20 protein-coding genes are annotated in these 24296 nt (G+C 68.7%); 7 read left to right on the top strand and 13 right to left on the bottom strand.

The window, feature by feature from the left end:
- Positions 1-30 precede the first annotated feature (30 nt).
- Entirely contained in the window at positions 31-801 is a 771-nt protein-coding gene (locus CEP50_RS05070; protein WP_106112762.1) for a LamB/YcsF family protein, read from the top strand.
- 173 nt (positions 802-974) lie between these two features.
- Here the strand turns inward: CEP50_RS05070 and CEP50_RS05065 are convergent, their stop codons facing one another.
- Positions 975-1907 (bottom strand): nitrilase-related carbon-nitrogen hydrolase, encoded by a 933-nt coding sequence (locus CEP50_RS05065; protein WP_106112761.1) that lies wholly within the window; start codon positions 1905-1907, stop codon positions 975-977.
- 295 nt (positions 1908-2202) lie between these two features.
- Positions 2203-3507: a glutamate decarboxylase gene (locus CEP50_RS05060; RefSeq protein WP_258174845.1), complete on the bottom strand. Its 1305-nt coding sequence runs from the start codon at positions 3505-3507 to the stop codon at positions 2203-2205.
- Positions 3508-3846: 339 nt separating this feature from the next.
- On the opposite strand from CEP50_RS05060, the gene CEP50_RS05055 reads away from it, so the two are divergent.
- Positions 3847-4239 (top strand): response regulator transcription factor, encoded by a 393-nt coding sequence (locus CEP50_RS05055; protein ID WP_106112899.1) that lies wholly within the window; start codon positions 3847-3849, stop codon positions 4237-4239.
- A gap of 398 nt (positions 4240-4637) precedes the next feature.
- Here the strand turns inward: CEP50_RS05055 and CEP50_RS05050 are convergent, their stop codons facing one another.
- From CEP50_RS05050 to CEP50_RS05030, 5 genes are all read right to left on the bottom strand, one after another.
- Positions 4638-6335 (bottom strand): formate--tetrahydrofolate ligase, encoded by a 1698-nt coding sequence (locus tag CEP50_RS05050; protein ID WP_106112759.1) that lies wholly within the window; start codon positions 6333-6335, stop codon positions 4638-4640.
- Positions 6332-7177 carry a methylenetetrahydrofolate reductase gene (locus tag CEP50_RS05045; protein ID WP_106112758.1) on the bottom strand — a complete coding sequence of 282 codons (846 nt, stop codon included), beginning with the start codon at positions 7175-7177 and terminating at the stop codon, positions 6332-6334. The genes CEP50_RS05050 and CEP50_RS05045 overlap by 4 nt, the downstream gene beginning before the upstream one ends.
- Complete coding sequence (locus CEP50_RS05040) at positions 7174-8385, bottom strand: glycine cleavage T C-terminal barrel domain-containing protein (RefSeq protein WP_106112757.1); 1212 nt, start codon at positions 8383-8385, stop codon at positions 7174-7176. Before CEP50_RS05040 ends, CEP50_RS05045 begins: the two co-directional genes overlap by 4 nt.
- 102 nt (positions 8386-8487) lie before the next feature.
- Positions 8488-10980, bottom strand: coding sequence for a GcvT family protein (locus tag CEP50_RS05035; protein ID WP_106112756.1), 2493 nt, complete (start codon positions 10978-10980; stop codon positions 8488-8490).
- Positions 10981-11169: 189 nt separating this feature from the next.
- The gene (locus tag CEP50_RS05030) at positions 11170-11838 is read right to left on the bottom strand and encodes a GntR family transcriptional regulator (protein WP_106112755.1); all 669 of its coding nucleotides are present in this window, start codon (positions 11836-11838) and stop codon (positions 11170-11172) included.
- 170 nt (positions 11839-12008) lie between these two features.
- Here CEP50_RS05030 and CEP50_RS05025 point away from each other — a divergent pair, with 170 nt between their 5' ends.
- The 5 genes from CEP50_RS05025 to CEP50_RS05005 all read left to right on the top strand — a co-directional run bounded on the left by CEP50_RS05025 (position 12009) and on the right by CEP50_RS05005 (position 18154).
- Complete coding sequence (locus CEP50_RS05025) at positions 12009-13232, top strand: sarcosine oxidase subunit beta family protein (protein WP_019854601.1); 1224 nt, start codon at positions 12009-12011, stop codon at positions 13230-13232.
- A 12-nt stretch (positions 13233-13244) separates the two neighbouring features.
- Complete coding sequence (locus tag CEP50_RS05020) at positions 13245-13514, top strand: sarcosine oxidase subunit delta (RefSeq protein ID WP_106112754.1); 270 nt, start codon at positions 13245-13247, stop codon at positions 13512-13514.
- Between the two features lie 4 nt (positions 13515-13518).
- The gene (locus tag CEP50_RS05015) at positions 13519-16422 is read left to right on the top strand and encodes a 2Fe-2S iron-sulfur cluster-binding protein (RefSeq protein WP_106112753.1); all 2904 of its coding nucleotides are present in this window, start codon (positions 13519-13521) and stop codon (positions 16420-16422) included.
- A complete protein-coding gene (locus tag CEP50_RS05010; protein ID WP_106112752.1) occupies positions 16400-17044 on the top strand; it encodes a sarcosine oxidase subunit gamma in 645 nt (214 codons plus the stop codon). Before CEP50_RS05015 ends, CEP50_RS05010 begins: the two co-directional genes overlap by 23 nt.
- 318 nt (positions 17045-17362) lie before the next feature.
- The gene (locus CEP50_RS05005) at positions 17363-18154 is read left to right on the top strand and encodes an IclR family transcriptional regulator (protein ID WP_033401526.1); all 792 of its coding nucleotides are present in this window, start codon (positions 17363-17365) and stop codon (positions 18152-18154) included.
- Between the two features lie 40 nt (positions 18155-18194).
- Here CEP50_RS05005 and CEP50_RS05000 read toward each other — a convergent pair whose 3' ends face one another.
- The 6 genes from CEP50_RS05000 to xylA form a co-directional block, all read right to left on the bottom strand.
- Positions 18195-18506, bottom strand: coding sequence for a GNAT family N-acetyltransferase (locus CEP50_RS05000; RefSeq protein WP_106112751.1), 312 nt, complete (start codon positions 18504-18506; stop codon positions 18195-18197).
- 53 nt (positions 18507-18559) lie between these two features.
- The gene (locus CEP50_RS04995; protein WP_106112750.1) at positions 18560-19768 is read right to left on the bottom strand and encodes a hypothetical protein; all 1209 of its coding nucleotides are present in this window, start codon (positions 19766-19768) and stop codon (positions 18560-18562) included.
- 192 nt (positions 19769-19960) lie between these two features.
- Positions 19961-20788 (bottom strand): metal-dependent hydrolase, encoded by an 828-nt coding sequence (locus tag CEP50_RS04990; protein WP_106112749.1) that lies wholly within the window; start codon positions 20786-20788, stop codon positions 19961-19963.
- Positions 20789-21041: 253 nt separating this feature from the next.
- The gene (locus CEP50_RS04985; RefSeq protein WP_106112748.1) at positions 21042-21566 is read right to left on the bottom strand and encodes a gamma carbonic anhydrase family protein; all 525 of its coding nucleotides are present in this window, start codon (positions 21564-21566) and stop codon (positions 21042-21044) included.
- Between the two features lie 130 nt (positions 21567-21696).
- The gene (xylB, locus tag CEP50_RS04980) at positions 21697-23109 is read right to left on the bottom strand and encodes a xylulokinase (RefSeq protein WP_106112747.1); all 1413 of its coding nucleotides are present in this window, start codon (positions 23107-23109) and stop codon (positions 21697-21699) included.
- 102 nt (positions 23110-23211) lie between these two features.
- On the bottom strand, positions 23212-24296 hold a 1085-nt coding region (gene xylA / locus CEP50_RS04975), incomplete at its 5' end, for a xylose isomerase (protein ID WP_106112898.1).

Raw genomic sequence — 24296 nt, 5'->3', positions numbered from 1 at the left:
TGACCGGTATCACGCGCCAGGAGGTGGGGAGTGCGGACGCTGGTGGATCTCAACGCGGACGCGGGAGAGAGCTTCGGGCGCTGGACGCTGGGGTCCGACGAGCAGCTGATTCCGCTCGTCACCTCGGTGAACATCGCGTGTGGATGGCATGCCGGCGATCCGGCCACGATGCACCGGACACTCTCACTGGCGCGCGAGGCCGGGGTGTCCGTGGGAGCCCATCCGGGGCTGCCGGACCTGGCCGGTTTCGGCAGGAGGGCCATGGCGCTCACCCCGAAGGAGGCGGCCGAGGCCTGCCTGTACCAGTTCGGGGCGCTGCGCGGAATCGCCGACCACGTGGGAGTTCCCGTCAACCACGTCAAGCCGCACGGGGCACTGTACGGACTGACCCTGCGGGACGAGTCGGTGGCCGACGCCGTGGTCGACGCGGTGGCCACCGCGGCACCGGACACCAACGTCGTGCTGCTGGCCGGGCCCACTGCGCAACGGGTCTGGGACAACGGTTACCCGGTGGTGCGCGAGGCCTTCGCCGACCTGGACTACGACGACAACGGGCACATCGTCATCGAACCTGTTCCCCGGGCCAAGTCCCCCCAGCAGTGCGCCGAACAGGCGATGGCGATACTGCGGGGGGAGCTCGTCTCGATGAACGGGCGGACTCTCGACGTGGACGCCGACACGATCTGTGTGCACGGCGACCGGCCGAACGCGGCGGAAATCGCCGAGACCATCCGGTCCCGTTTCGAGGAGGCGGGGGTCGAAACCGCCCCGATGGCCACCGTGCTCGCCAAACGGCAGTGATCGCCGGCTTTCCCCGTACCGTCCGGTACGGGTGGGCACGGGTGCCTCGGCGTCGGCGCGCCGAGACACACCACCGCGTGCCCCGCGCGAAAGCCGGGCGGCTCCGCGGTTCGCTCGTGTCGCGGGGATCGGCGGGATCGCCGGTACTTTCCCCGTCGAGGAGCGTCACGGGATCATGTGGTCGGCAACAGCTCGTCCCGCAACGGCATCCGGAGATCGCTGAAGTGGTCCCCCTCCGGACTGAAGGGCGGAATCTCGTCGGGGACGCAGTCACCGACCAGCAGTGAGTCGACGGACTGCTCCTCGGGGCCCGCCGCCATCAACGTGCTGCCGTCCGGGGCCCACACCCCCGAGTTCCCGCGGTACTGCCAGTTCCCCCGCTCGGTGCTCTCCCAGCCGCGTCGGTTGGCATAGGCCACGAAGACCCGCCAGACCGAGGCCATCGCGGGGATGATGTGTGCGGTCGCGTCCGGGTAGGGAACCTGGGTCGGTGTGCCGTCGTGCAGCACGAAATGCTGGTCGGCGGCGGTGGGGCCGACTATGAGACCGGCTCCCCGCTGCACCAGGCTCTGGTAGAGCGGAGGGAACTCGCACTCGTAGCAGTTCAGCAGGCCGACCGGGTACTGGTTGATCTTCGACACGGGCGGCAGTTCGCTTCCCGCGGTGAAGTTGGCGCGTTCCGCCGCTCCGTACAGGTGGGTCTTGCGGTAGTTGGCCACCAGCTCGCCCTCGGAGACCAGCGCGATCGAGTCGTGCACGGCTCCGGAGCGGGACCGTTCCACATAAGGTAGTGCTATCGCGGTGCCGTGGCTGCGGGACAGCTCGCACGCCGTGGTGACGGTGGGCCCCGAGCTGGGTTCGGCCAGCCGTGCGCACTCCTCCGGGGAGAGCGCGTAGCCGGTCACGTAACACTCGGGGAAGACGACCAGTTGACAGCGGTACGACGCCGCCACCCGGAGCGCCTCGTGCATCCGTTGCAGGTTGGCCTCCACCGCCTCCGGCGTTCCGACCCTGGTTTCGGCCTGGAAGATCCCCAGGCGTATCCCACTGCCCGCATAGGGCGGTTCCTGACGGTTGAGCCTGCAGACGATACGGATGGGCAACATTGCCACTCCTTTTCCATCGGATCCTTGTCCTCTCCGGACTCCGGTGCTCCACGGGCACCGCAGCCCGGTCTGCTCGCTGATCCCCGTGTCCGGTCGGGGCACGAGGACTCGTGCCGGGAACGGGGTCGGGGTCCCGGCCGAGGCGATGGCCCCGGGACACCGGATGTGCCGGGGCCACCCGGGTGGTGTCCTGCCGGGAAGTACGTCCGGAACGCCGCCCTGACCGAGGGGCCGCGCGGTCGGTGGAACGACCCCACACCACGGGTGGGGACGTTCGCGGGGAAGGCCGGATATCTCAGGGAACGGTCACGAAGCGCCGTACACCCGACAGCAGGCTTTCCGCCTCCTGCGGTGTCATGTCGTCGCGGACGACCACCCGCAGCACGTCGACGTCCTCCATCTCCGGAGGAAGCGGATACACCGGCACGGACCAGCCGGACTCGCCCAGGTGGTCGGAGAGTTCGTGCAGCTTCCAGTTCTTGGTCTCCTCCCGCAGCCGTACGGTGACCACGGGGAGTTGACGGCCGTCGCCCACCACGTGGAAGGGCCCCATCTCCGCCAGCTCGTCGGCCAGTCTCACCGCCGTCTCGCGGGTTCTCCGGTGGGCGGCCCGATATCCTTCGAACCCGAGTCGGACGAAGTTGTAGTACTGCACCACCACCGGAGCGGCCGAGCGGGAGAAGGTCAGCTCGTGGTGGGAGCGCGTGCTGCCCAGGTAGTTGGTCCGGAAGTTCAGCCATCCGGTGCGGGCCCGCTGGTCGCGCCAGAGCATCCACCCCAGCCCCGGCGGTACCAGACCGTACTTGTGCCCCGAGGCGTTGATGGAGCGCACGCGGGGAATCCGGAAGTCCCAGACCAGCTCGGGGTCGAGGAACGGGGCTATGAAACCGCCCGAGGCGGCGTCGATGTGCAGCGGAACGTCCACTCCGGCGGAGGTGGACAGCTCGTCGAGCGCGGCGGCGATGGCGGAGACGGGTTCGTAGCTGCCGTCGATGGTCGAGCCCAGCACGCTGACCACGCCGATGGTGTTCTCGTCGCACAGTTCCACCGCGGCCTCGGGCGTCAGGTGCAGCGCGTGGGGGCGTACCGGAGCCACCCGGGGCTCGACGTTCCAGTACCGGCAGAACTTGTGCCAGCAGACGTGGGCGTTGGCACCGAAGACGATGTTGGGACGTGCGCCGTTGTGGCTCGTTCCGTTCGGGTGTTCGTGTTCCCAGCGGCGCAGTAGGGAAGCCCCCGCGAGTAACGCCGCCTCGCTGGAACCGGTGGTGGCTCCTCCCACCACGGACCTGGGGTCCCCGTTCCACAGTTCACCGAGGATCCGGACGCACCGCTGCTCGATCTCGGTGGCAGCGGGGTACTGGTCCCGGTCGACCAGGTTGTACCCGAGGTACTCGTTGAACAGGTGAGCCGCCTCCGGCTCGTAGGAGGTGGTCAGGAAGGTGGCCAGATTCATGGTCGGGGTGGTGTCGCCGCCCAGGCTGTTCCTGATCACCTCCGCCGCGGCGGAAGCGTCCCTGCCGTGTTCGGGCAGTTCGCCCGGCGGTACCTGTGTGGAGGCGGGTGTGCCAGGTCGGCTGACCGCCGTCCTACCTGACATGGTCATCTCCTATGAATCGAGTGGTCGTTGTTTCGACTTTTCGAAACCTATTGCGGGAAGAGCGGGCGAGCACATAGGAGGATGGTTCCAATACCGTCGGTCACAGGCTGAAATTGGTGTGTGTTTCAATGGTCCGTTAGTACGAATCGGATGAACGCAAGGGCTACATCACTGCCGGAAAGGTGGGATTTTTCCTCTACAGTGACGACAACCAGGATGCGTCCGGACGAGCTTCGGCGCGGACGGCTGGTCGTGATCAACGCTCGGTGCTTCCGGAGCTCGGTTCGGACACCGTCGGGTCGATTGGTGACACAGGTGGACAGTGGCGGGAGTCATTTCATGATCGATTCTTACCGGAAGGCGCTGGATTCGGCCATCACGGCGATGCTGCGCGAGGCCATGGAGCACTCGGAGGCCCTGGACCACCTGGTCGACCAGATAAACCAGCTGGTGACCCTGCGCATCAGGTTGTCGGGAGGGAGCGAGGAGGAGGCTGAGCACGAGGACGAGGTCGTCAGGTCCGATTCCTCCGGGCTGAGTCGGTTGACCCAGCGGGAGAGGGAGGTGTTGGACCATCTGGTGCGCGGCAGGTCCAACCGGCAGATCGCCCGTTCCCTGTCGATATCGGAGCGTACAGTGAAAAATCACCTGCACGGTATATTCACCAAGTTGGGGGTTACGGACCGTACTTCCGCCGCGATCGCCGCGCTGGACGAGAGCAGAAATTCTTGATCAACTTTCCGGGATTTTTCCCGGAGTGATCTTTCGTTTCGTGTGTTTCGCGTCACACGAGGAAAAGTGGGCGAGGAAATCCGCCCGTGGTTCGGAAGGGTCGATGGGCGAGGCTCGCGGTTTCTCCCGCGATGTGCGAAATATGTTCGTGAATATATTTCTGAAAAATTGCTCGCCCGGAATCGCGGAATTCGGTTCCTCCCGGACGAAGGGTGTACCGTGCCCGTTCCCCGTGTCCACCGGAGGAATGTCATCTTCTCGTGTTAGCCCGAAACGGCGAAGCGGGGAGGAACCGGAGAACTCGCTCCGGCACACCACGAACGAACGGCCGCACCGGAGGGACCGCTGCCGAGCGGCCCCGGCCGGTGCGGCCGAATCGGACGAACACGCGGGAGGAGTCAACTCAACCCGACGACCTCGCCCCGCTCGTCGATGTCGATGCGCTCCGCGGCGGGCCGCGAACTCAGTCCCGGCATGGTGCGCATGTTGCCGCAGATCGGGTAGACGAACCCGGCACCCACCGAGGCCCGCACCTCCCGAACCGGCAGCGTCCATCCCGTCGGCGCCCCGAGCAGGCTGGGATCGGAACTCAGTGACAGGTGTGTCTTCGCCACGCACACCGGCAACGAACCGAAGCCGTTGTCCGTGTAACTCCGCAGCGCCCGCTCCGCGGCCGGTTCGTAGGAGACCCCCTCGGCCCCGTACACCCGGGTGGCGATGGTCTCGATCTTCGTGCGGAGATCGGCCGAGTCGGGGTAGAGGAACCCGAAGTCGTTCGGTTCCGCGGCGGCCTCGCTGACGGCCTCGGCCAACTCCACCGCCCCCTTCCCACCGTCGCTGAAGTGAGTGCTGACGGCCACCCTGGCCCCACACCGCTCGGCGATCTCGCGGATCGCCTGGTGCTCACTGGCGTGATCGGTGGGGAAGGCGTTGATCGCCACCACGGGGGACACCCCGTGCAGCCGGAGGTTCTCGATCTGCTTGCGCAGGTTGTCCGCCCCGGCCTGCACGTCCTCCGGGTTCTCGGCGAGCATCCCCTCGGGGAGATCCTTGCCCGCCACCACCCGGAAGCGTCCCGAGTGGGCCTTGAGCGCCCGTACGGTGGCGACCAGCACCGCCGCGTCGGGACGAAGCCCCGAGTTCCGACACTTGATGTTGAAGAACCGCTCGGCCCCCATGTCGGCCCCGAAACCCGCCTCGGTGACCACGTAGTCGGCACACCTGCTGGCGATCAGGTCGGCCACGATGGAGGAGTTGCCGTGCGCGATGTTGCCGAAAGGCCCGGCGTGCACCAGCACGGGCGTGTTCTCCACGGTCTGCATCAGATTGGGCTTGATGGCCTCCCGCATGATCACCGTCATGGCACCGGCGGCCCCGAGCTGTTCCGCCGTGACCGGCTCACCGTCATAGGTGTAGCCGACGACGATCCGACCCAGTCGGGCCCGCATGTCGTGCAGCGAGGTGGACAACGCCAGGACGGCCATCACCTCACTGGCCGCGGTGATGTCGAAACCGGTCTGACGGGGCGAACCGTCGTCACCGCCGCCCAGGCCGGTCACGACGTTGCGCAGGTCCCGGTCGTTGATGTCGATCACCCGACGCCAGGTGACACGGTGGGGGTCCAGCCCCAGCCGGTTCCCCTTGTGCAGGTGGTTGTCCACCATGGCGGCCAGCATGTTGTTCGCGGCGGTCACCGCGTGCATGTCCCCGGTCAGATGCAGGTTCAACGCCTCCATGGGCACGACCTGGCTGTAGCCGCCACCGGCAGCCCCGCCCTTGATGCCGAAGGTGGGACCCATGGAGGGCTGCCGGACCGCCACGGCCGAACTCGCACCCAGGTGCCGCAGCGCCTGGCCCAACCCGACGGTGGTGGTCGTCTTTCCCTCACCGAGCGGAGTGGGGGTGATCGCCGAGACCAGGACGTACTTGGCCCGGTTCTCGGCGGGAAGCTCGTCGAGGGCGTTCAGGGAGATCTTGGCGACGTCCCCGCCGTAGGGTTCGAGCAGGTGCGGGGCCAGCCCCAACTGCCCCGCGATCTCCTCCAGCGGCCTGCGTGGAGACGAGCGCGAAATGTCCAGGTCGGACGGCATGTTCATGCGGGCACCTCCTGCAACCGGTCAGCGGTCTCCACGGCCCACTGCCTGGTTCTGGTGATCTCGTTGAAGGTGAACAGGTGCCAACCGGCGATGTTGTACTCCGGATCGACGATGTAGGGAGACAGCTCCTCGAACATGGTCTCCGGGGTGTAGCGGCTGAGCAGTTTTCCCACCACACCGTGCTGCTTGCGCAGAAAGCGCATGGACTGACCCAGTCCGATCTTCATGGAGATGCGCAGCAGTTTGGTCGGGTCGATCGAACCCGGCGCGCCCACGTAGACCGGAAGGCGCACCCCTCTCTCGCGCATCGCCGTGATCCACGACGCGATCGTGTTCGGGTCGTAGCAGATCTGCGAGACGATGTAGTCCGCATAGCGGGCCTTCTCGTCGGTGGCCTGGATCGTCATGCGGTCCGGGATGAAGGAGTGCGGCTCCGGGTAGCCGGTGATGCCCACCCTGTACGGCCGCGCCCCGATCTCCTCCATACCGCGCAGCAGCGACAGCGCGTCGGTGAACCCGCCCGCGGGTTGGTCGGCGTCGCCCGCGATCACGAACACCTCGGTGAACCCCAGGCCGTGGATCCTGTCCAGCAGTTCCTTCAGGTGCGCGTTGTCCCGGACCAGCCGTGCCGCCAGGTGGGGGACCACGTGCATCCCCACGCCACGCAACCTGGCGGCCAGGTCCAGAGTGGCCTCGATCCCCTTCGCCGGGGAGGAGGTCACCGTCACCGTCGTCCCCTCGGGGAGGTCCTGGGCCTGCTCCAGGGCTCCCCGCAGCGGCAGTACTTCGTAGCGGGCGTGGTGCAGGTAGTGCCGCAGCTGTTGCCGTTCGTTCGTGCTCATTTCGACACCGCCGCTTCCTCTTGCCGCTCGAACTGCTTGGGGATCTGCTTCTTGGGGTCGAGGAAGGGCTTCTCGACCACCACGGCGTCCTGCGGACCGTGTTGGGTTTCGATCACGAGCGGGGTGCCGAGTTCATGGTAGCTGATCGGCACCATGGCGTAGCCGATGTTGCGTTCCAGACGCGGCGAGTAGCAGGCCGAGGTGACGTCGCCGACACGCAGACCGTTCGGGTCCCGGACCGGGAAGACGTCGATCATCGAGCCGTCGTTGAAGCTGCCCACCTCCGGGCCACCGATCTCCACGCCGACCAGCTTGCGGCTGATTCCCTCGTTGTAGATGCGGGTCAGCGCGGACTTGCCGATGAAGTCGGCCTCCTGGTTGAGGTCCACCATCCAGGTGGCCTCGAACCCGTACCCCACCTCGAAGGGGTTGGTGTCGTAGGTGATGTCGCAGCCCCAGGAGAGGATCCCGGCCTCGATCCGGCGGATGTGGCAGGGGCCGATCACCCGCATGTCGTAGGGGCGACCCGCCTCCCAGATCTTCTCCCAGAGCCGCACCCCGTCCCTGCTCGCGTTGTGCAGGTAGATCTCGTATCCGAGCTCGGCGGTGTAGCCGGTGCGCGAGACGATCACCTCCATGCCGTCCAGCTCGCGGTCCACCGCGTAGTAGTAGGGGATGTCCTGGATGGACTCGCCGAACAGGTCGACCATGACCTCACGGGACTTCGGGCCCTGCACCTGTACCGGCCCCACGTCGGGTTCGCGGATCTGCACGTTCATCCCCAGGCTGTACGCCAGTCCCTTGGCCCAGAGCAGCACGTCACTGTCGGCCAGCGAGAGCCAGAAGTGGTTCTCCCCGAGCCGCAGCAGCACGGGGTCGTTGATGATCCCACCGTCCTCGGCGGTGACGAACACGTACTTGCACTGTCCGACCCGGCACTTGTTCAGGTCCCGGGGGACCAGCATGTTGGTGAAGTCGAAGGCGTCCGGACCGGTGATCTCGACCTGGCGCTCGACCCCGACGTCCCACAGCGTGACCCCGTTCAGCAGGTGCCAGTACTCGGCGACGGGGTCGCCGTAGTGCCGGGCGTGGTAGGTGTGGTTGTACACGCTGTACATCCCCACCCCGTGCCTGCGCGAGGCGTAGAAGAACGGGGACTTGCGGATACGGGGGTACTGCAGGATCGCGGGGGTCGGGTTGATGCTCATGGGGGACTCCTCGTGGGGTCGCAGGGTTGGTTGGCTCGGTTGCCGGTCCGCGAGACAACGGGGCCGACAACGGATCTCGGAGGGATCGGAGTGGATGCGCCGTCAGCAGCGCATCCGTTTCATCTCGGGGTCGAAGACCGGATCGGACATCACCGTGGCGGGGTGTCGCTGCCCGAAGTAGGCGACCCGCACGGAGGTCCCCGGTTCGGACAGTTCCGCCGGCAGCCACGCGTAGGCCAGGCTGAGGCCGACGCTGTGGCCGTAACCCGTGCTCGTGGTGAATCCGCAGGCCCGCTCGCTCGTGGCGTCGGCGAAGACCGGTTCGGATCCCATGACCACGGTGCCGTTGTCGACGGACAGACAGCACAACCTGCGTCGTACCGGTTCCTCGCGGCGGCGGAGCAGCGCGTCACGACCGACGAACTGGCCCTTGTCCGGTTTGACGGCGAAGGCCAGTCCGGCCTCGTCGGGGGTGTGGACGCTCCACATGTCCCCGCCCCAGGCCCGGTATCCCTTCTCCAGCCGGAGGTTGTTGAAGGCACCTCGTCCTCCGGCTATGACGCCGTACTCGGCGCCCGCGGCGGACAGCAGGTTCCACAGCCGGAGCCCGAAGTCCGCCGAGGTGTACAGTTCCCAGCCCAGCTCACCGACGTAGGACAGGCGCAGCGCCGTGACCGGCACCTCCCGTACGAACATCCGCTTGGCCCGGAAGAAGCGGAACCCCTCGTGGGAGACGTCCCGGTCGGCCAGGGACTCCAGCACGTTCCTGGCGTAGGGGCCCCACAGGCCCACGCAGCAGGTGCCGCCCGTGACGTCCCGCACCGTGGTGGACTCGTCCGCGTGATCGCGCATCCACGCGATGTCCCGCTGCCCGTTGCAGCCGACCTGGAAGGTGTCCTCGGACAACCGTGCGACCGTGACGTCCGAACGAACTCCGCCGTCGTGGTCCAGCATCAGGGTGTAGGTGACGTAGCCCGGTGCCCGGTCCAACTGGTTGGTGGTGAGCCGTTGCAACAGGTCCAGCGCACCGCGTCCGCTGACCTCGGCCCGGCACAGTGAGGTCATGTCGTACATGGCCACCCGTTCCCGGGTGACCTGGTGCTCGGCCCCGATGATCGGTGACCAGTAGCGGCCGGCCCAGCTCCCCGGCTCCGCTATCTCCCTGCCCGCGACCAGGGGGGCGTTCGACTCGAACCAGTGCGGGCGCTCCCAGCCGTTGGCTTCGAGGAAGACGGCACCGAGTTCGCGCTGCCTGGGGTAGAAGGGACTGGTCCGCAGTGGACGCGGGTGTTCGGGGGGCTGCTGGGGGTGGATGATGTCGTAGACCTCGCGGAAGGTCTGCGCACTGCGTTCGGCCACGTAGCTGTCGCTGTGCGCGAAGTTCTCGAAACGTCGTACGTCCGCCGAGCGGAGGTCGGTGCCGGGAATCCCGTCGGTCATCCACTCGGCCACCGCCTTGCCGACCCCGGCCGAGTGGGTGATCCACACGGCCTCGGCCAACCAGAAGTTGTCCACCTCGCGCGTGGGGCCGAGCACGGGAGCACCGTCCGCGGTGAACAGGAAGATCCCGTTCATGCCCTCGGACACCTGGGTGTGGCGCAGTGCGGGGATCAGCGCGCGCCCGTTCTCGAAGGGCTCGGCGAAGTCCTCGGGGGTGAAGGGGTGCACCGAGGACATCCCCTTCCACCCTCCCCCTTCGGGCGGAGCCTCGGCTCCCTGACCCGGAGCGTTCGTGGGGGAGATCTCCTCGGTGGAGACCGGGATGACCCGGTGCCGGTAGGACCCCACTCCGTACCGGTCGCGGATCTGGCGGAAGTACATCGAGTTGTCCTGCTGGCGGAGGATGGGTTGCTCGACCTCCTCCGCGCCGGCCTCGAGCCCGGGGACCGGTTCGGTGACGGCGTACTGGTGTGCCACCGGCTGCACCGGTACGGACACCCCGGCCATCCGACCGATCCTGGGCCCCCAGATGCCGGCGCAGCACAACACCGTCTCGGCCTCGACCGTTCCGTGCGAGGTGTGCACGGCGTGCACCTTTCCGTCGGCCACGTCGAATCCGGTGACCTCGGTGTGGTCGGCGAAGCGCACCCCCAGTTCCCGGGCCTGCCGGGCCATGGCCTCGGCGGCGCGTACGGGTTTGGCGATCCCGTCGGTGGGTACGTACAGCCCCCCGTAGATCCGTTCGGGGTCCACCTGCGGAATCCGTTCCCGTACTTCCTCCGGGGTGAGCAGGTAGCCGTGTACGCCCCACGCGGCGGCCAGACCGAGCTTGCGGTGCAGGTCGTCCCAGCGGGCGCGGGTGGTCGCCACCTCGATACCACCCACCTGGTGGAAGCAGGGGCGGCCGTCCACGCTCAGGGAGTTGAACAGCTCGACCGTGTAACCGGCCAGCTGGGTCATGGTCTGCGATCCGCTCGTCTGGAAGACCAGCCCCGGGGCGTGGGAACTCGACCCCCCGGTGGCGAAGAGCGGTCCCTGCTCGACCACGAGCACGTCCGTCACCCCGCGTTGCGCGAGGTGGTACGCGGTACTGCATCCGACGATTCCAGCACCGATGATCACGATGCGTGCACGCGAATCGAGCACCGAAGCCATAGCCGCCCCCTGTGAATACTGGGAATCGGTGTTGCGTTTAGAACAACCCTGTGCGTCACTCGCAACAATGCGCCCGGATCCCGATGTGCGTCAAGACACACGTTCGGGCTAAGAGTGAGTGGTCGGTTCCTCGATGTCGGGAGGGTGTGCAGGAGGGTTCCGCGAGCGGTTGGGAGGCGGGGGCGGCCTTCAGAGCACGCGGCGGATGGCGTCCTCGAAGTGGTCGACGTGCTCGACGGCGATGCGGTCCGCCCGTTCCTCGTCCCCCGCGACCACGGCCTTGAGCAACTCCGCGTGTTCGGAAACGTGCCCCGGTACGTCGGAAAGGCGGTCGAAGAACAGTCCCCAGATGCGCAGAGCCAGGTTGTAGTACTGCCCGAGGGTGTTCTCCAGGTAACCGTTGTGGGTACAGCGGTACAGGGTGCGATGGACCCGTGCGTCCACGTCCATGACCGGTTCGCGTTCCTGCGGGAGCTGTCGTACCGCCCCCACGAGGCCTTCGAGTTCGCCGCGTTCGGCCTCGGTGGCCCGTTCGGCGGCCCTGCGTGCCGCGTGGCCCTCCAGGCGGCGGCGCACGTCCGCGATCAGGGCGTGGTCGGTGATGTTGACCTCGGTCACGAACGTCCCCCGGCGGGGGTAGATCGCCACGAGCGATTCGGCGGCGAGCCGCTTCACGGCCTCACGGAACGGCGTGCGCCCCAGGCCGAGCTCGCGGGTGAGGGCGTCCTCCTGCACGGGGGAGCCCGGTTCCAGTCGCAGGGAGAGGATCTCCTCCCGGAGGGTCAGATAGGCCCGTTCCGCCTGGGAGAGGCCCCGGGAGGAATCGTCACCCGATGGGGAATTGACCGCTTCCGACACGGCTCGTAGCCTACCGCACAGACTGACATGTCAGTTGTTGATTAGTTGTATATAACTCTTCGTATGCCATGGCCGGCCCGGAGACCGGTGAACGCTCACTCCGGAGTGGGATCCGGCGGACCGTGTGAACACGGTGAGCAGCTCGTCCCCCCGTCCGACTAGGAGTCACGTTGGCCGCTGACAGCAACACCTCCCACGAACCGGGCCGGCTGTGGCGCAACCCGGAGCCGAAGAGCAGCTACGACGTGGTGATCGTCGGTGCCGGTGGACACGGGCTGGCCACCGCCTACTACCTGGCCCGCAACCACGGCGTGACGGACGTGGCCGTCCTCGAACGCGGCTGGCTCGCCGGTGGCAACATGGCCCGCAACACCACGATCATCCGCTCGAACTACCTGCTCGACCCGAGCGCCGCCCTCTACGACCACGCGCTGCGTCTCTGGGAGGAGTTGGCCGAGGAACTGGACTACGAGTTCCACTTCAGCCAGTGCGGAGTGCTCAACCTCGCCCACACCGAGCAGGAGGTGCGCGACGCGCGCAGACGTGCCTTCGCCAACGAGCTCAACGGTGTGGACGCCGAATGGTTGACCCCGGAGGAGATCGCCGAGGTGTGTCCCATCCTGGACACCTCACCGAGGTTGCGTTATCCGGTGCTCGGAGCCACCTACCAGCCCCGGGGCGGGGTGGCCAAACACGACCTCGTCGCCTGGGCCCTAGCACGCGAGTGCGATGCCATGGGGGTGGACTTCATCCAGAACTGCGAGGTCACCGGGTTCACCACCAGCGGTGATCGGGTCACCGGGGTGCGCACCAGTCGGGGGACGATCGGTGCGGGCGGCGTCGGACTGGCCGCGGCGGGCAGGACCAGCCTGCTCACCGACACACTGGGGATCTCCCTGCCCCTGCAGAGCCACCCACTGCAGGCGATGGCCACCGAGATCCTCGAACCCGTGCACCCGTGCGTGGTCATGTCCAACCACGTCCACGTCTACACCAGCCAGGCGCACAAAGGGGAGTTGGTGCTCGGGGCGGGGATCGACGCCTACAACGGTTACGCCCAGCGCGGCTCGGTGCACGTGATCGAGAACCAGCTCGCCGCGGCCGTGGAACTCTTCCCGATCTTCGGCAGGGCCCACCTGCTGCGCACCTGGGCGGGCACCGTGGACGTCACCCCGGACGCCTCTCCGATCATCGGCCCGACCCCCTACGAGAACCTCTACGTCAACTGCGGCTGGGGGACCGGTGGGTTCAAGGCCACTCCCGGAGCGGGCTGGGTGTTCGCCCACACCATCGCCACCGGTGCTCCGCATCCGCTCAACGAGCCCTACGGCATGGAGCGTTTCACCACCGGTGCGCTCATCGACGAACACGGCGCGGCGGCCGTGGCCCACTGAGAGGAGGCGCCGATGCTGCTCATCCGATGTCCGTGGTGCGGGGACCGGGACGAGGTCGAGTTCCGCTACGGCGGACAGGCCGACGTCGACTACCCGGCCGATCCCGAGCGGCTCGACGACACGGCCTGGGGGAACTACCTGTTCGTGCGGGCCAATCCACTGGGGACGCTCACCGAACGGTGGGTACACGCCGCCGGATGCCGCCGGTGGTTCTCCGTCGTCCGTGACACGGCGACCAACGAGATGAGTCCGGACATTCCGTCTCGACGGGAAAGTCGGTAGTGCCATGACCAGTTCGCCGAATCCGCACCGGCTCAACGCCTCCGTACGTTCCGGCCGGATCGACCGCGCCCGTACGATCGACTGCACGGTGGACGGCCGCCGCGTCCGGGGACATCCCGGCGACACCCTGGCCTCCGCCCTGTTGGCCTGCGGGATCACCGAGGTGGGCCCCTCCATCCACCGGGGACGTGCCCGGGGGGTGTTCACCGCGGACTGCACCGAACCCAACGCGTTGGTGCAGCGCCTGGACGGGTGTCCGGAGCCCATGCTTTCCGCGACGGAGCTGGAGATCTACGAGGGTCTGGAGGTGCAGACCCTCTCCGGTGTCGGCTGGTTGAGCGAGCAGCGCGACACGGCCGCCTACGACAAGAAGTTCGTCCGTTCCGACGTGGTCGTGGTGGGCGCGGGGCCGGCCGGACTGGCGGCGAGCCTGGTGGCCGCGCGGGGCGGAGCGCGGGTGATGCTGATCGACCAGCACCGTGAACTGGGCGGGACGCTGCCGGACGGGCAGGCCCACGTCTCCGGGCACCCCGCCACGGAGTGGGTGGGCCGGGCCGCCAGGGAACTGGCCGAGAACGAGAACGTGCGGATACTGACCCGATCGGTGGCGCTGGGCTGCTACGACCACAACTACCTGCTGGTCGCCGAGCGCAGGGCCGAACACCTGCCGGTGTGGCGGAGCTCGGGGCCGCGCCAGCGCCTCTGGCACGTCCGTGCGGGGCAGGTGGTGCTCGCCACCGGAGCCCACGAGCGGCCCCTCGTGTTCGCCGACAACGACCGTCCCGGCGTCATGCTCGCCTCGGCGGTGCGGTCCTACGTCAACCGTTACGCGGTGCTTCCTGGGCGGGAGGCGGTGGTGTTCACCACCTCGGACAGCGCCTACGCCACCGCCCTCGACCTGCTGTCCTGCGGGGCGAGGGTCCCCGCGATCGTGGACACCAGGGCCGAACCACCCGCCCGGCTGGTCGAGCAGGTGCGGGCCGCGGGAGCTCAGGTCCACCCGGGTTCCGTGGTGACCGCCGCGGTGGGCGAGCCCGGGGTCACGGGAGTGCGGATCGCCGGACTGGACGGAAACGGGTCGCTCACCGGAACTCCCGTGGAGGTGGGGTGCGACCTGCTCGCCGTCTCCGGGGGCTGGAACCCGGCGGTGCAGCTGTTCGCCCAGAGCGGGGGAACGGTGCGGTGGGACCCCGTGGTGGCCGGATTCGTCCCGGACAGCCCCGGTGGGCGTTCGGCGCGTGTGGTCGGGGCGGCCCGCGGTACCTATGACCTGGCCGGCTGCCTGGCCCAGGGGTTCGCGGCCGGAGCCGAAGCGGCCACGGTGGCGGGTTTCCGGGTCGCTCCGCCGGCGGTGCCCCAGGTCGACGGGGACCGTCCGGTGGGACGCCCCCGTCCGGTCTGGGCCGTTCCGGACGAGTCCCGGCCCCGGCGGGAGTGCACCGAGCACTTCGTGGACCTGCACCGTGACGCCACCGTGGCCGACGTGCACGCCGCCACCGAGACGGGAATGCGCTCGGTCCAGCACGTCAAGCGTTACACCACCGTCTCCACCGGTGTGGAGCAGGGCAAGAGCTCGGGGGTGAACACGATCGGAGTGTTGGCCGAGACGCTCGCCGCGAACTCCCCCGGAGAGGTCGGCACCACCACGTTCCGTCCCCCGTACACACCGGTTCCGCTGGCACTGTTCGCGGGGCGCACGCGGGGCCCCCTCTACGACCCGGTGCGCACCACCCCGATGCACACCAGGCACGAACAGGCCGGTGCCGTCTTCGAGGACGTGGGGCAGTGGAAACGGGCGCGTTACTACCCCAAGAACGGCGAGGACATGGAGGCGGCGGTACTGCGGGAGTGCGCCGCGGCACGCACCGGTGTGGCTCTGCAGGACGTGAGCACGCTCGGACGGATCGAAGTGGTCGGTTCGGACGCCCCGGTGTTCCTCGACCGGATCTACACCAACAAGTTCTCCAACCTTCCCGTGGGCAAGGCCCGCTACGGGGTGATGTGCGGTGCCGACGGCATGGTCCTCGACGACGGCGTCTCGTTGCGGCTGGCCGAGGACAGGTACCTGATGAGCACCACCACCGGCGGGGCGGCCAAGGTGTTGGACTGGCTCGAGGAGTGGTTGCAGACCGAGTGGCCGGAACTGGACGTCTACTGCACCTCGGTGACCGAGCAGTGGGCGGCGGTGGCGGTGGTCGGTCCGGACTCCAGGACGGTGGTGGGACGGCTGGCCCCCGACCTGGACGTCTCGGCCGAGGGGTTCGGCTTCATGCGCTTCGCCGAGACCGTGCTCCGGAACGGTGTGCCCGCCCGGGTGGCGCGGGTGTCGTTCTCCGGGGAGCTGGCCTTCGAGGTCAACGTGGCGCGCTGGTACGGCCAGGCACTGTGGGACGCCGCCATGGAGGCCGGGCGCGACCTGGGTATCACCCCCTACGGCACGGAAACGATGCACGTGCTGCGTGCCGAGAAGGGGTTCGTGATCGTGGGGCAGGACACCGACGGAACGGTCACGCCGCTGGACCTGGGGATGAACTGGGCCGTCTCCCGGAGCAAGGACTTCGTCGGGAAACGTTCGCTGTCGCGCCCCGAGATGCTCCGCGCGGACCGCAAGCACCTGGTCGGGTTGTTGCCGGTCGACGGGCACAGCCTCCTGCCGGAGGGGGCTCACCTGGTCGACCAGCGGGCCCCACGCCGCCCTCCGGTGCCGATGCTGGGCCACGTCACGTCGAGCTACCGCAGTGCCGCGTTGGGCAGGACCTTCGCTCTCGGCCTGGTCAGTGGTGGTCGGGAACGTGTCGGGGAGGTGCTGCGCGCCCCGGTCGGTGGAACCGACATCGAGGTGGAGGTAACCACTCCCGTTTTCTACGACGAGGAAGGAGTCCGCCGTGACGGTGCTGCACAGGGTTGAGTCGGAATCCGGAGTGGCGGCGGACACCGCCACGGTGACCGCCGAGAGGCACAGTCCGCTGGAACACCGCGTGGCGGAGTTCGAACGTTCCGCGGTGCACGGTCCCCGGGGGGTTCGGCTGGCTGAGGAGCCGTTTCTCACCCAGCTCGATCTCCGGATGCCGCCGTCCGGCACCGCGCTGCGTGCGGTGTCCGAGGAACTCGGCCTTCCGGTTCCCGCGGCCAACCGGGTCAGCGGGGACGAACGGCAGGGGCTGTTGTGGTTGGGGCCGGACGAGTGGTTGCTCGTGGCCGAGGAGGGGCGCGCCAGGGAGCTGTTGGGAGTGGTGCGCTCCGCACAGCAGGGGGAGGCCGGTTCGGCGGTGGACGTGTCGGCGAACCGGACCACGCTGCGGCTTTCCGGGCCGATGGCACGGGAGGTGCTGGAGAAGGTGTGCTCGGTGGACCTGCATCCGCGTGCCTTCTCCACCGGGCACTGCGCCCAGACTCTGCTCGGACGGACGATCGCGGTGTTGTGGCAGGTGGGACGGGAGCCCGAGTACCGCGTTCTGGTGCGTTGTTCGTTCGCGAACTACCTGGCGGACCTCCTGCTCGACGCGATGGCCGAGTTTCTGCCCGGGTGAGCGGACGCCCGGGTACGGACCGCTTCCGGCCCGTGTGAGGGCCGGTGGCGGCCGGAACGCTTCCCACCGGGGACTGTGCCGGTGGGCTCTTCCGGGGACACGGTGGTTCCCCCGCGCGGTAGGGTAAACGTGACGGGTCCGGTTCGACCGGACGGTGGTAACGCAGCCGGTGAACTCGCCGGTGCCGCCGGGTTCGCCACAGGGCGAGCATTTGTTGCGAATAACGGAACCCAAGTGCGCGGTGTTCGTCTCCGAAACCTCCAGCGCCGCGCACCCGTTGGTTTCCGACAGTTGTCCCCGGACGGATACGGTTGAGTCGTGAGTGAATCAGCGGACGCACGCGGTAAGGGATCGGGAGCCCTGGTCCAGTCGGTGGACCGGGCGGTGACGATCCTGGAACTCGTGGCACGTAACGGCGAGGTCGGTATCACCGAAATCGCCGGAGAGCTGGGCGTGCACAAATCCACCGCGTCGAGGCTGGTCAGCGTGTTGGAGACACGCGGCCTGCTGGAACAGCTCAAGGACAGGGGAAAATACGCCATCGGATTCGGGGTGGTTCGTCTCGCGGGTGCCGCGACCGAGCGCATGGATCTGCCGCGTCTCGGCGGTCCCTACTGCGACTCGTTGGCGGCCGAGCTCGGGGAGACCGTCAACATCGCCATCCGCGACCACGACGTGGCGATCAACATCAGCCAGGCCCGTGGCACCGCCGCGGTGACCGCGCACAACTGGGTCGGCCAACGCACCCCCCTGCACGCGACCTCCAGCGGCAAGGTGCTGTTCGCCTACGCTCCCGAAGAGGACCGGGAGGATCTGCTGGCCGAGGACCTGCAACAGTACACGGCACGAACCATCACCGACTCGGACGAGCTCCGCGGTGAGTTCCAGTCCATAGTCCGCGACGGCTTCGCGACCAGTTACGAGGAACTGGAGCTGGGACTCAACGCCGCCGCCGTGCCGGTGTACAACCACGACGGTGGAGTGATCGCGGCACTGAGTGCCTCCGGTCCCTCCTATCGGTTCTCCCGCAGACGCATGAGGGAGCTGGTCGACGCGATGACGGTGGCCGCCAAGGAACTTTCCGCCCAACTGGGCTACCTGGAGACCTGAACGAGCCTCGCGGGTGGGAGCGGTGCCCGCGTCGGGGCACTCACACGCCGAACTCCCGGCGCCGCTGCGGGGGAACCAGGTCGAGATGGGCCGGGTTCGCCCGCAACCACTCGCGCACGAACGGGCAGTACGGAAGGACGGCGAAACCGCGCTGTCGAACGGCCTCCGCAACCCGGCGCAGCAGCTCGCTGCCCACACCGCGCCCCCGCTGCTCCGGGGAGGTCTCGGCGTGCACCAGCCGCAGTGCGCTCCCGTCCAGACGGTAGTCCAGAAATCCGAGGAGTTCTCCGGAACCGTACAACTCGAACCTGGAACGGTCGATGTTGTCCAGCAGCTCGGTTCCCTCCGTCATCGACGTCCTCCGGGCCGACCGGGCGGGGCGGTTCCCCTCCACCGACGTTCAGCCTACCCCTCCCCGTGCGTTCCTTCCCACCTGCGGCTTGACTCGCGAGAACCGGTCGTTCCGGTGATCTCCCCGTCGGAGATCACCGTGGTTTCCGTCTCGGCCTCCCCTCGTTCCGGTGCGTAGTGTGCCGTGATCTCGGCGGCCTCCCGGGGCATGTGGTGTTTCGTGAACAGCTCCGCGACCTCGCGGGCGAACAGCGCGCGGTGCTGTCCGTCGTCCGGATGAGTGCTGTCGATCATGTGCCTGGCGAAGTAGACCCGCAGCGTCGCGGGCTCCCCACGACCGTCCAACGGCAGCACCGTGGGGTCCGCCGGCTGTCCGTCGACGTCGGCGGGGACGTGGTGGAGCCGCCCGTTCCCGGGGTCCGAGGGACCCGACCCGACACTCCACCGGTCCGTGGTGCCACGTGTCGCCGCCTCGGTGCGGGCGGAGCGCACGAGGGAGGAGAGGTAGGACAACGCCTCCACCGAGCCCAGCGTCTCCGTGAGGCGTTCCCCGGAGACCTCACGTTGGGTCAGCCACCACACCACCGCCGTGGGAGTGTCGACGAGTGCTTCCTCGGCCAGATACCTGCGCAGCCCACGCTCCTGGTCGCGCCGACGCTCCTGGATCTCCAGGTCCTTGGCCGCGTCGCTGAGGGCGCGCAGTCTCTCGGCGTCCTCCTCGTGGAGGGTGAGTGAGACGTCCGTGGCCCAGGCTTGCAGGTATCCTCCCTCGTCCTTGCGGAGCTGCCCGAGTTCCGCCCGCAGGTGGTGGACGGTGATCCCGTGGTCCAGCGCGCCGGTGTGCGCGGTCACCGCGCTGGCACGCCGGTGTACGGCTTCCACGGCGATGGCCCGTTGACGTTCCGGATCCGGCCCCGCCGCGCCGGGGCCGGGCAGCCAGTGCACCGTGGCCGACAACAACAGCGGGTACTCGGGATGCACCGTCGGAAGGCGCAGGTCGTTCACCTCGTGGAAGGGATGGTTCTCCGGGACTTCCCCGTGTGGCCGCTGCCGCTCCCGCGTCTCCCTCCGGGCCCGCTCGCTCTCCGCCCGCCGTTCCAGGATCCGTCGCGCGAGCAGGAGCGGAACCAGCTGGGTCAGCACCGTCAACGGCAGCCACACCCAGAACGGCCATCCGAGACCGAGTCCGAGCACCGGCGGCGTGAGTGCCAACACCCCGGCCAGTGTGGCCAGCAGCGTCCTCTCCTCCTGGGACATCGTCATCGGTCGACCTCCTCGCCCGTGCCCGGTACCGGGGCACACCGTGCCGCGATCCCGCGAGTGCGGACGAACCCCTCCGCCGTCTTCGCCCGGATACCACGCCCCGTACGTACCGCCTCGGCGGGGCGGAGAGACAGCTCACGTGATCGAGTTCGCTCGAACGGAGCAGTGCGCGGTTGTCGGACACCAGCGGGCTCACCACGAGGCGGGCAGTGCCCTCCCCAGCTCCGGAACCATCACCAGCAGGGTCAGTACCAGGCAGCAGACCTGCACACCCTTCTCCACACCCGCTCCGGCGGAGAACCTCATCGCGGCGGGAAGCACGTGCTGACGGTCCCAGCGGACTCCCGGACACCGGGAACCGCCCCGGCAACGGTCGCAGCTGCGGGCGAGGGGCCAGGTGAACGGGATTCCGGAGTGGGTGGCACCGTCGCCGAGGCTGTGTACGATCATGCCCAGCGTCACGATCCCCCCGAGCCAGACGCCGACGGCGGCGACGGCGTTCGCGTACACCAGCGCTCCGGTGATCCCCAGCGCGTACAGCGGAGGAGCCGTTCGGCGGGGGAGCTGGAGCATCCGGCGGACCCGGTGGGGCAAGGACCAGCGCAGTGAACGCAGGGCGGCGCTGGTGAGCAGGTAGACGGCCACGATGCCGGCCCAGTCGGTGACCAGGGTGGCCCCGGCAAGTGCCGCTCCCACCACCACGGCGAACACGGGAGTGTGAATCAGTCCTCTGTGCTCACCGGTTTTCCCGTCCGCTCGCGGATCGTGCGGCAGGCGGGTGTGTCGGTAGGTCCACCTCGCCAACGCCTGCGACAGCTCGGCGGCGGCCCTGGTGACCGGCCCCGAGGAGGCGGTGATGGTGGATCGGTCGTGGTCGATGTCGGGTAACAGCGCCGCTCCCGCTCCGCTCAGGGCCCCGAGCGCGACGCCCGGCACGGTCGGTTGTGCGAGCGTGGCCACGACAGTGCCCGCCAGTAACCCGGTGGCGGCGTGGGCTCCGTTCATCATCGGCTGAGTCATCCGTTCTCGTCGGCGGGACAACGAAAAACCCGGCCCCCTCGGGAGCCGGGCAGTGGGACGAGTCGGCCCCACCGAACAAGATCACATCACCCGTTCCGGTGTGGACAGATGCGACCCCTCGGGAATCCCGAGGAGACGCGTCCCCTCGGGATCACCTCGGGCGGGAACGTCGAGCGACGTGGGTACCGGTCGGGGCGGCGAGCCCCCACGGGCGCGGGGTGGGCTCGCTCGTGCGGCTGACCCCGTGGGAGGGTCACCGTCCGCTTCCGGTCGCCTCCTCGTGCTGTTCCTTCAGCCGCAGGTAGTGCTGCGCGTTGGCCTTGACGAGTTCCCGCTCCTCGGCCGAGAGCTCCCGGCGGACCTTGCCCGGCACTCCCGCCACCAGGGAGTTCGGCGGGATCTCGGTGCCCTCCAGGATCACGGTCCCCGCGGCGACGAGGCTTCCCTCGCCGACCCGGGCCCCGTTGAGCACCGTGGCGCTCATCCCGACCAGGACCTCGTCCTCGATCGTGCAACCGTGCAGCACGGCCCGGTGTCCCACGGACACGTGCCGGCCGAGGCGTACCGGAACACCGGGGTCGGCGTGCAGCACGCACCCGTCCTGGACATTGCTGTCGTCGCCGACCGAAACACTGTCCCCGTCGGCACGAACGACCGATCCGTACCAGACACTGACCCCGGAGGACAGCGTCACCGCCCCCACCAGGGTCACCCCCGGTGCGACCCAGGCGTCCGAGTCCACCCGGGGGCGGTTCCCGTCGATTTCCACCGTGTACATGCGAACCTCCGTGGTCTCGTGCTCACCTCGCGGGCCAACCTACCCCGGTCGGGTGAGAGGGCCGTGGCCCCGGAGAACTCGGCGTCGGGAGTTCTCCGGCGTCCCGTCCCTTCCTCCCGGCCCGGCCCTCTCACACTCCGTACACCTCGGTACGCGCCCGTCGGTAGGCGTTTCTGACCTCGGCCCCCGCATCCGCGTCCGTGACGGGGTGCTCGACGCAGTCCGGCGTCCACTCGGGAGGACGGGACGTCGCCGAGACCACCCAGGCGGCCTGTTTCGCAGCGCCGAGAGCCACGTACTCGCCGGGTGCGGGGACGAGCACCCGCACCCCGAACAGGTCCGGGGCGATCGCACGCACCGCCGGGGACTCGGCGGCCCCTCCGACCAACAGCACACGCTCCACCCGCACCCCGTTGGTGCGCAGCGCCTCCACCCCGTCCGCGAGTCCGCACAGCATCCCCTCCACGGCGGCCCGGGCGAGGTTCTCCGGAGTGAGGTTCGTGGTACGCATCCCGGTCAGGGACCCGGTGGCCAGCGGCAGGTCGGGGGTGCGTTCCCCGTCCAGGTAGGGCACCAGGGTCAGCCCCCCGGCACCGGGTGGGGCGGCCAGGGCCAACTCGCTGAGCCCTCCCAGGTCCGTTCCCAGCAACCGCGCGGTGGAGTCCAGTACCCGCGCGGCGTTCAGGGTGCAGACGAGAGGGAGGTAGCGTCCCGTGGCGTCGCAGAAACCCGCCACCGTCCCGGTCTCCTCGGCGATCGGATGCTCGGAGACCGCGAAAGCGGTGCCCGAGGTCCCCAGGGAGACCACCACGTCCCCCGGGCCGATCCCGAGCCCCAGGGCCGCGGCCATGTTGTCCCCCGTTCCCGGTCCGAGTACGGCCCCGGACAGCTCCACGGGCTCGACCGCCGTCCCGGCCCGTTCGGCGGGGCCGAGCACCTCGGGAAGGCGCGGGGTGCGGCCCTTCAGCACCTCACGGCACAGCTCGGGCAGCCACTCCCCGGAGGTGGGGGAGAAGTACCCGGTTCCGGAGGCGTCCCCCCGGTCGGTGCAGGTCCACTCCGGCCGGCCGGCCAGTCGCCACGACAGCCAGTCGTGCGGCAGCAGTACCCTGTCGAGACGTTCGACCAGCCACGGTTCGTTCTCGGCCAACCAGGCCAGTTTGGTCAGGGTGAAACTCGCGACCGGCACGACGCCGGTGCGTTCGGCCAGATTCCGCGCACCGTGTCGTTCGACCAGTTCCCGCGCCTGTGGGGCCGATCTCGTGTCGTTCCACAGCAGCGCCTCGCGCAGCGGAGCCCTCTCGCCGTCCAGCGCGACCATCCCGTGCTGCTGACCGGCCACGGAGACCGCCTCCACCGCACCGGGGGAGCGGGCGAGGGCCTGCCGTGTGGCCTCCAGGCAGGCGCGCCACCACACGGCCGGGTCGATCTCGGTTCCCGACGGGTGCGGAGACCTGCCCTCGGAGACCACCGTTCCCTCTTCGGCCTCGACCACCACGGCCTTGGTGGATTGGGTGGACGAATCGATACCCAGTACGAACACGCCGTGTCCTCCTCGTCGTACACCACGGGGCGGGAGACCACACCGGGCGCGGACCGGAGAGCGGTCCGCGCCCGGTGTGGTCGTTCACTCCGGACGTCGTTCTCAGTGAACTCCCATGAGGTGCTCCAGCGCGAGCTGGTCGAGGCGTTCGTAGTGCATGGCTCGTCCGCCGGCCTCCTCCGGGTCGAAGCCGGTCCGCTCGGCGAGCAGTTCCTCCGGCTTCTCCCCGGGCCCCAGGGTGGGCTCGGCCAGCTCGGTGACGCGGGCCGCCTCCAGGGCGGCCCGCACCCGGGGGTCGGCCCGGAAGGCGGCCACCCGGTCCCGCAGGATCAGGTAGTTGCGCATGCACCCCTGCGCGGCGGTCCACACCCCCGCCTCGTCCTCGGTGCGGGAGGCCTTGAAGTCGAAGTGTCGCGGCCCCTCGTAGCCCGATCTCTCCAGCAGGTCCACGGTGAAGAAGGCGTTTTTGAGATCCCCCGCTCCGAAACGCAGGTCCTGGTCGAACTTGGCCCCGCGCTGTCCGTTGAGGTCGAGGTGGAACAGTTTGCCCGCCCACAGCGCCTGGGCGATCCCGTGCACGTAGTTGAGTCCGGCCATCTGCTCGTGGCCCACCTCGGGGTTGACCCCGACCATCTCCGGGTGTTCGAGCCGTTCGATGAACGCCAGCACGTGCCCCACGGTGGGAAGCAGCATGTCCCCGCGCGGCTCGTTGGGTTTCGGCTCCAGGGCCAGCCGCAGCTCGTAGCCCCGGTCGCGGATGAACTCGCAGATCAGGTCGATGCCCTCCCGGTAACGCTCCAGGGCGTTGTAGGTGTCGATCGCTGCCTCGGACTCGGAGCCCTCCCGGCCGCCCCAGGCCACGAAGGTGCTGGCGCCGAGTTCGGCGGCGAGTTCGACGTTGCGCAGTACCTTGCGCAGGGCGAAGCGCCTGATGTCCCGGTCGTTGGCGGTCAGCGCGCCGTCCTTGAACACCGGGTGTCCGAACAGGTTGGTGGTCACCATCGGCACCGTGAGTCCGGCCGTCTCGACCGCCTCCCGGAACCGGGTCACCGCCTCCTGCCGCTGTCCCTCCGGAGCCCCGAACGGGATCAGGTCGTCGTCGTGGAACGTGACCCCCCAGGCTCCCAGCTCGGCCAGCTTGTGCACGGTACGTACCGTGTCTCTTATACCCATCTGACGCGGCCGAC

The sequence above is a fragment of the Actinopolyspora mortivallis genome (genome assembly GCF_003001495.1).
GTDB classification, from domain to species: domain Bacteria; phylum Actinomycetota; class Actinomycetes; order Mycobacteriales; family Pseudonocardiaceae; genus Actinopolyspora; species Actinopolyspora mortivallis_A.
The sequence above is the reverse complement of the archived record's forward strand: the minus strand, read 5'-3'. Positions and strand labels throughout refer to the sequence as shown.

What these genes read in the sequence shown, in the direction of transcription:
- CEP50_RS05065 (WP_106112761.1), bottom strand. Translation starts at nt 1,907, where the DNA reads ATGTTGCCCATCCGTATCGTCTGCAGGCTCAACCGTCAGGAACCGCCC.
- CEP50_RS05060 (WP_258174845.1), bottom strand. Translation starts at nt 3,507, where the DNA reads ATGTCAGGTAGGACGGCGGTCAGCCGACCTGGCACACCCGCCTCCACA.
- CEP50_RS05055 (WP_106112899.1), top strand. Translation starts at nt 3,847, where the DNA reads ATGATCGATTCTTACCGGAAGGCGCTGGATTCGGCCATCACGGCGATG.
- CEP50_RS05050 (WP_106112759.1), bottom strand. Translation starts at nt 6,335, where the DNA reads ATGAACATGCCGTCCGACCTGGACATTTCGCGCTCGTCTCCACGCAGG.
- CEP50_RS05045 (WP_106112758.1), bottom strand. Translation starts at nt 7,177, where the DNA reads ATGAGCACGAACGAACGGCAACAGCTGCGGCACTACCTGCACCACGCC.
- CEP50_RS05040 (WP_106112757.1), bottom strand. Translation starts at nt 8,385, where the DNA reads ATGAGCATCAACCCGACCCCCGCGATCCTGCAGTACCCCCGTATCCGC.
- CEP50_RS05035 (WP_106112756.1), bottom strand. Translation starts at nt 10,980, where the DNA reads ATGGCTTCGGTGCTCGATTCGCGTGCACGCATCGTGATCATCGGTGCT.
- CEP50_RS05020 (WP_106112754.1), top strand. Translation starts at nt 13,245, where the DNA reads ATGCTGCTCATCCGATGTCCGTGGTGCGGGGACCGGGACGAGGTCGAG.
- CEP50_RS05015 (WP_106112753.1), top strand. Translation starts at nt 13,519, where the DNA reads ATGACCAGTTCGCCGAATCCGCACCGGCTCAACGCCTCCGTACGTTCC.
- CEP50_RS05000 (WP_106112751.1), bottom strand. Translation starts at nt 18,506, where the DNA reads ATGACGGAGGGAACCGAGCTGCTGGACAACATCGACCGTTCCAGGTTC.
- CEP50_RS04995 (WP_106112750.1), bottom strand. Translation starts at nt 19,768, where the DNA reads ATGACGATGTCCCAGGAGGAGAGGACGCTGCTGGCCACACTGGCCGGG.
- CEP50_RS04990 (WP_106112749.1), bottom strand. Translation starts at nt 20,788, where the DNA reads ATGACTCAGCCGATGATGAACGGAGCCCACGCCGCCACCGGGTTACTG.
- CEP50_RS04985 (WP_106112748.1), bottom strand. Translation starts at nt 21,566, where the DNA reads ATGTACACGGTGGAAATCGACGGGAACCGCCCCCGGGTGGACTCGGAC.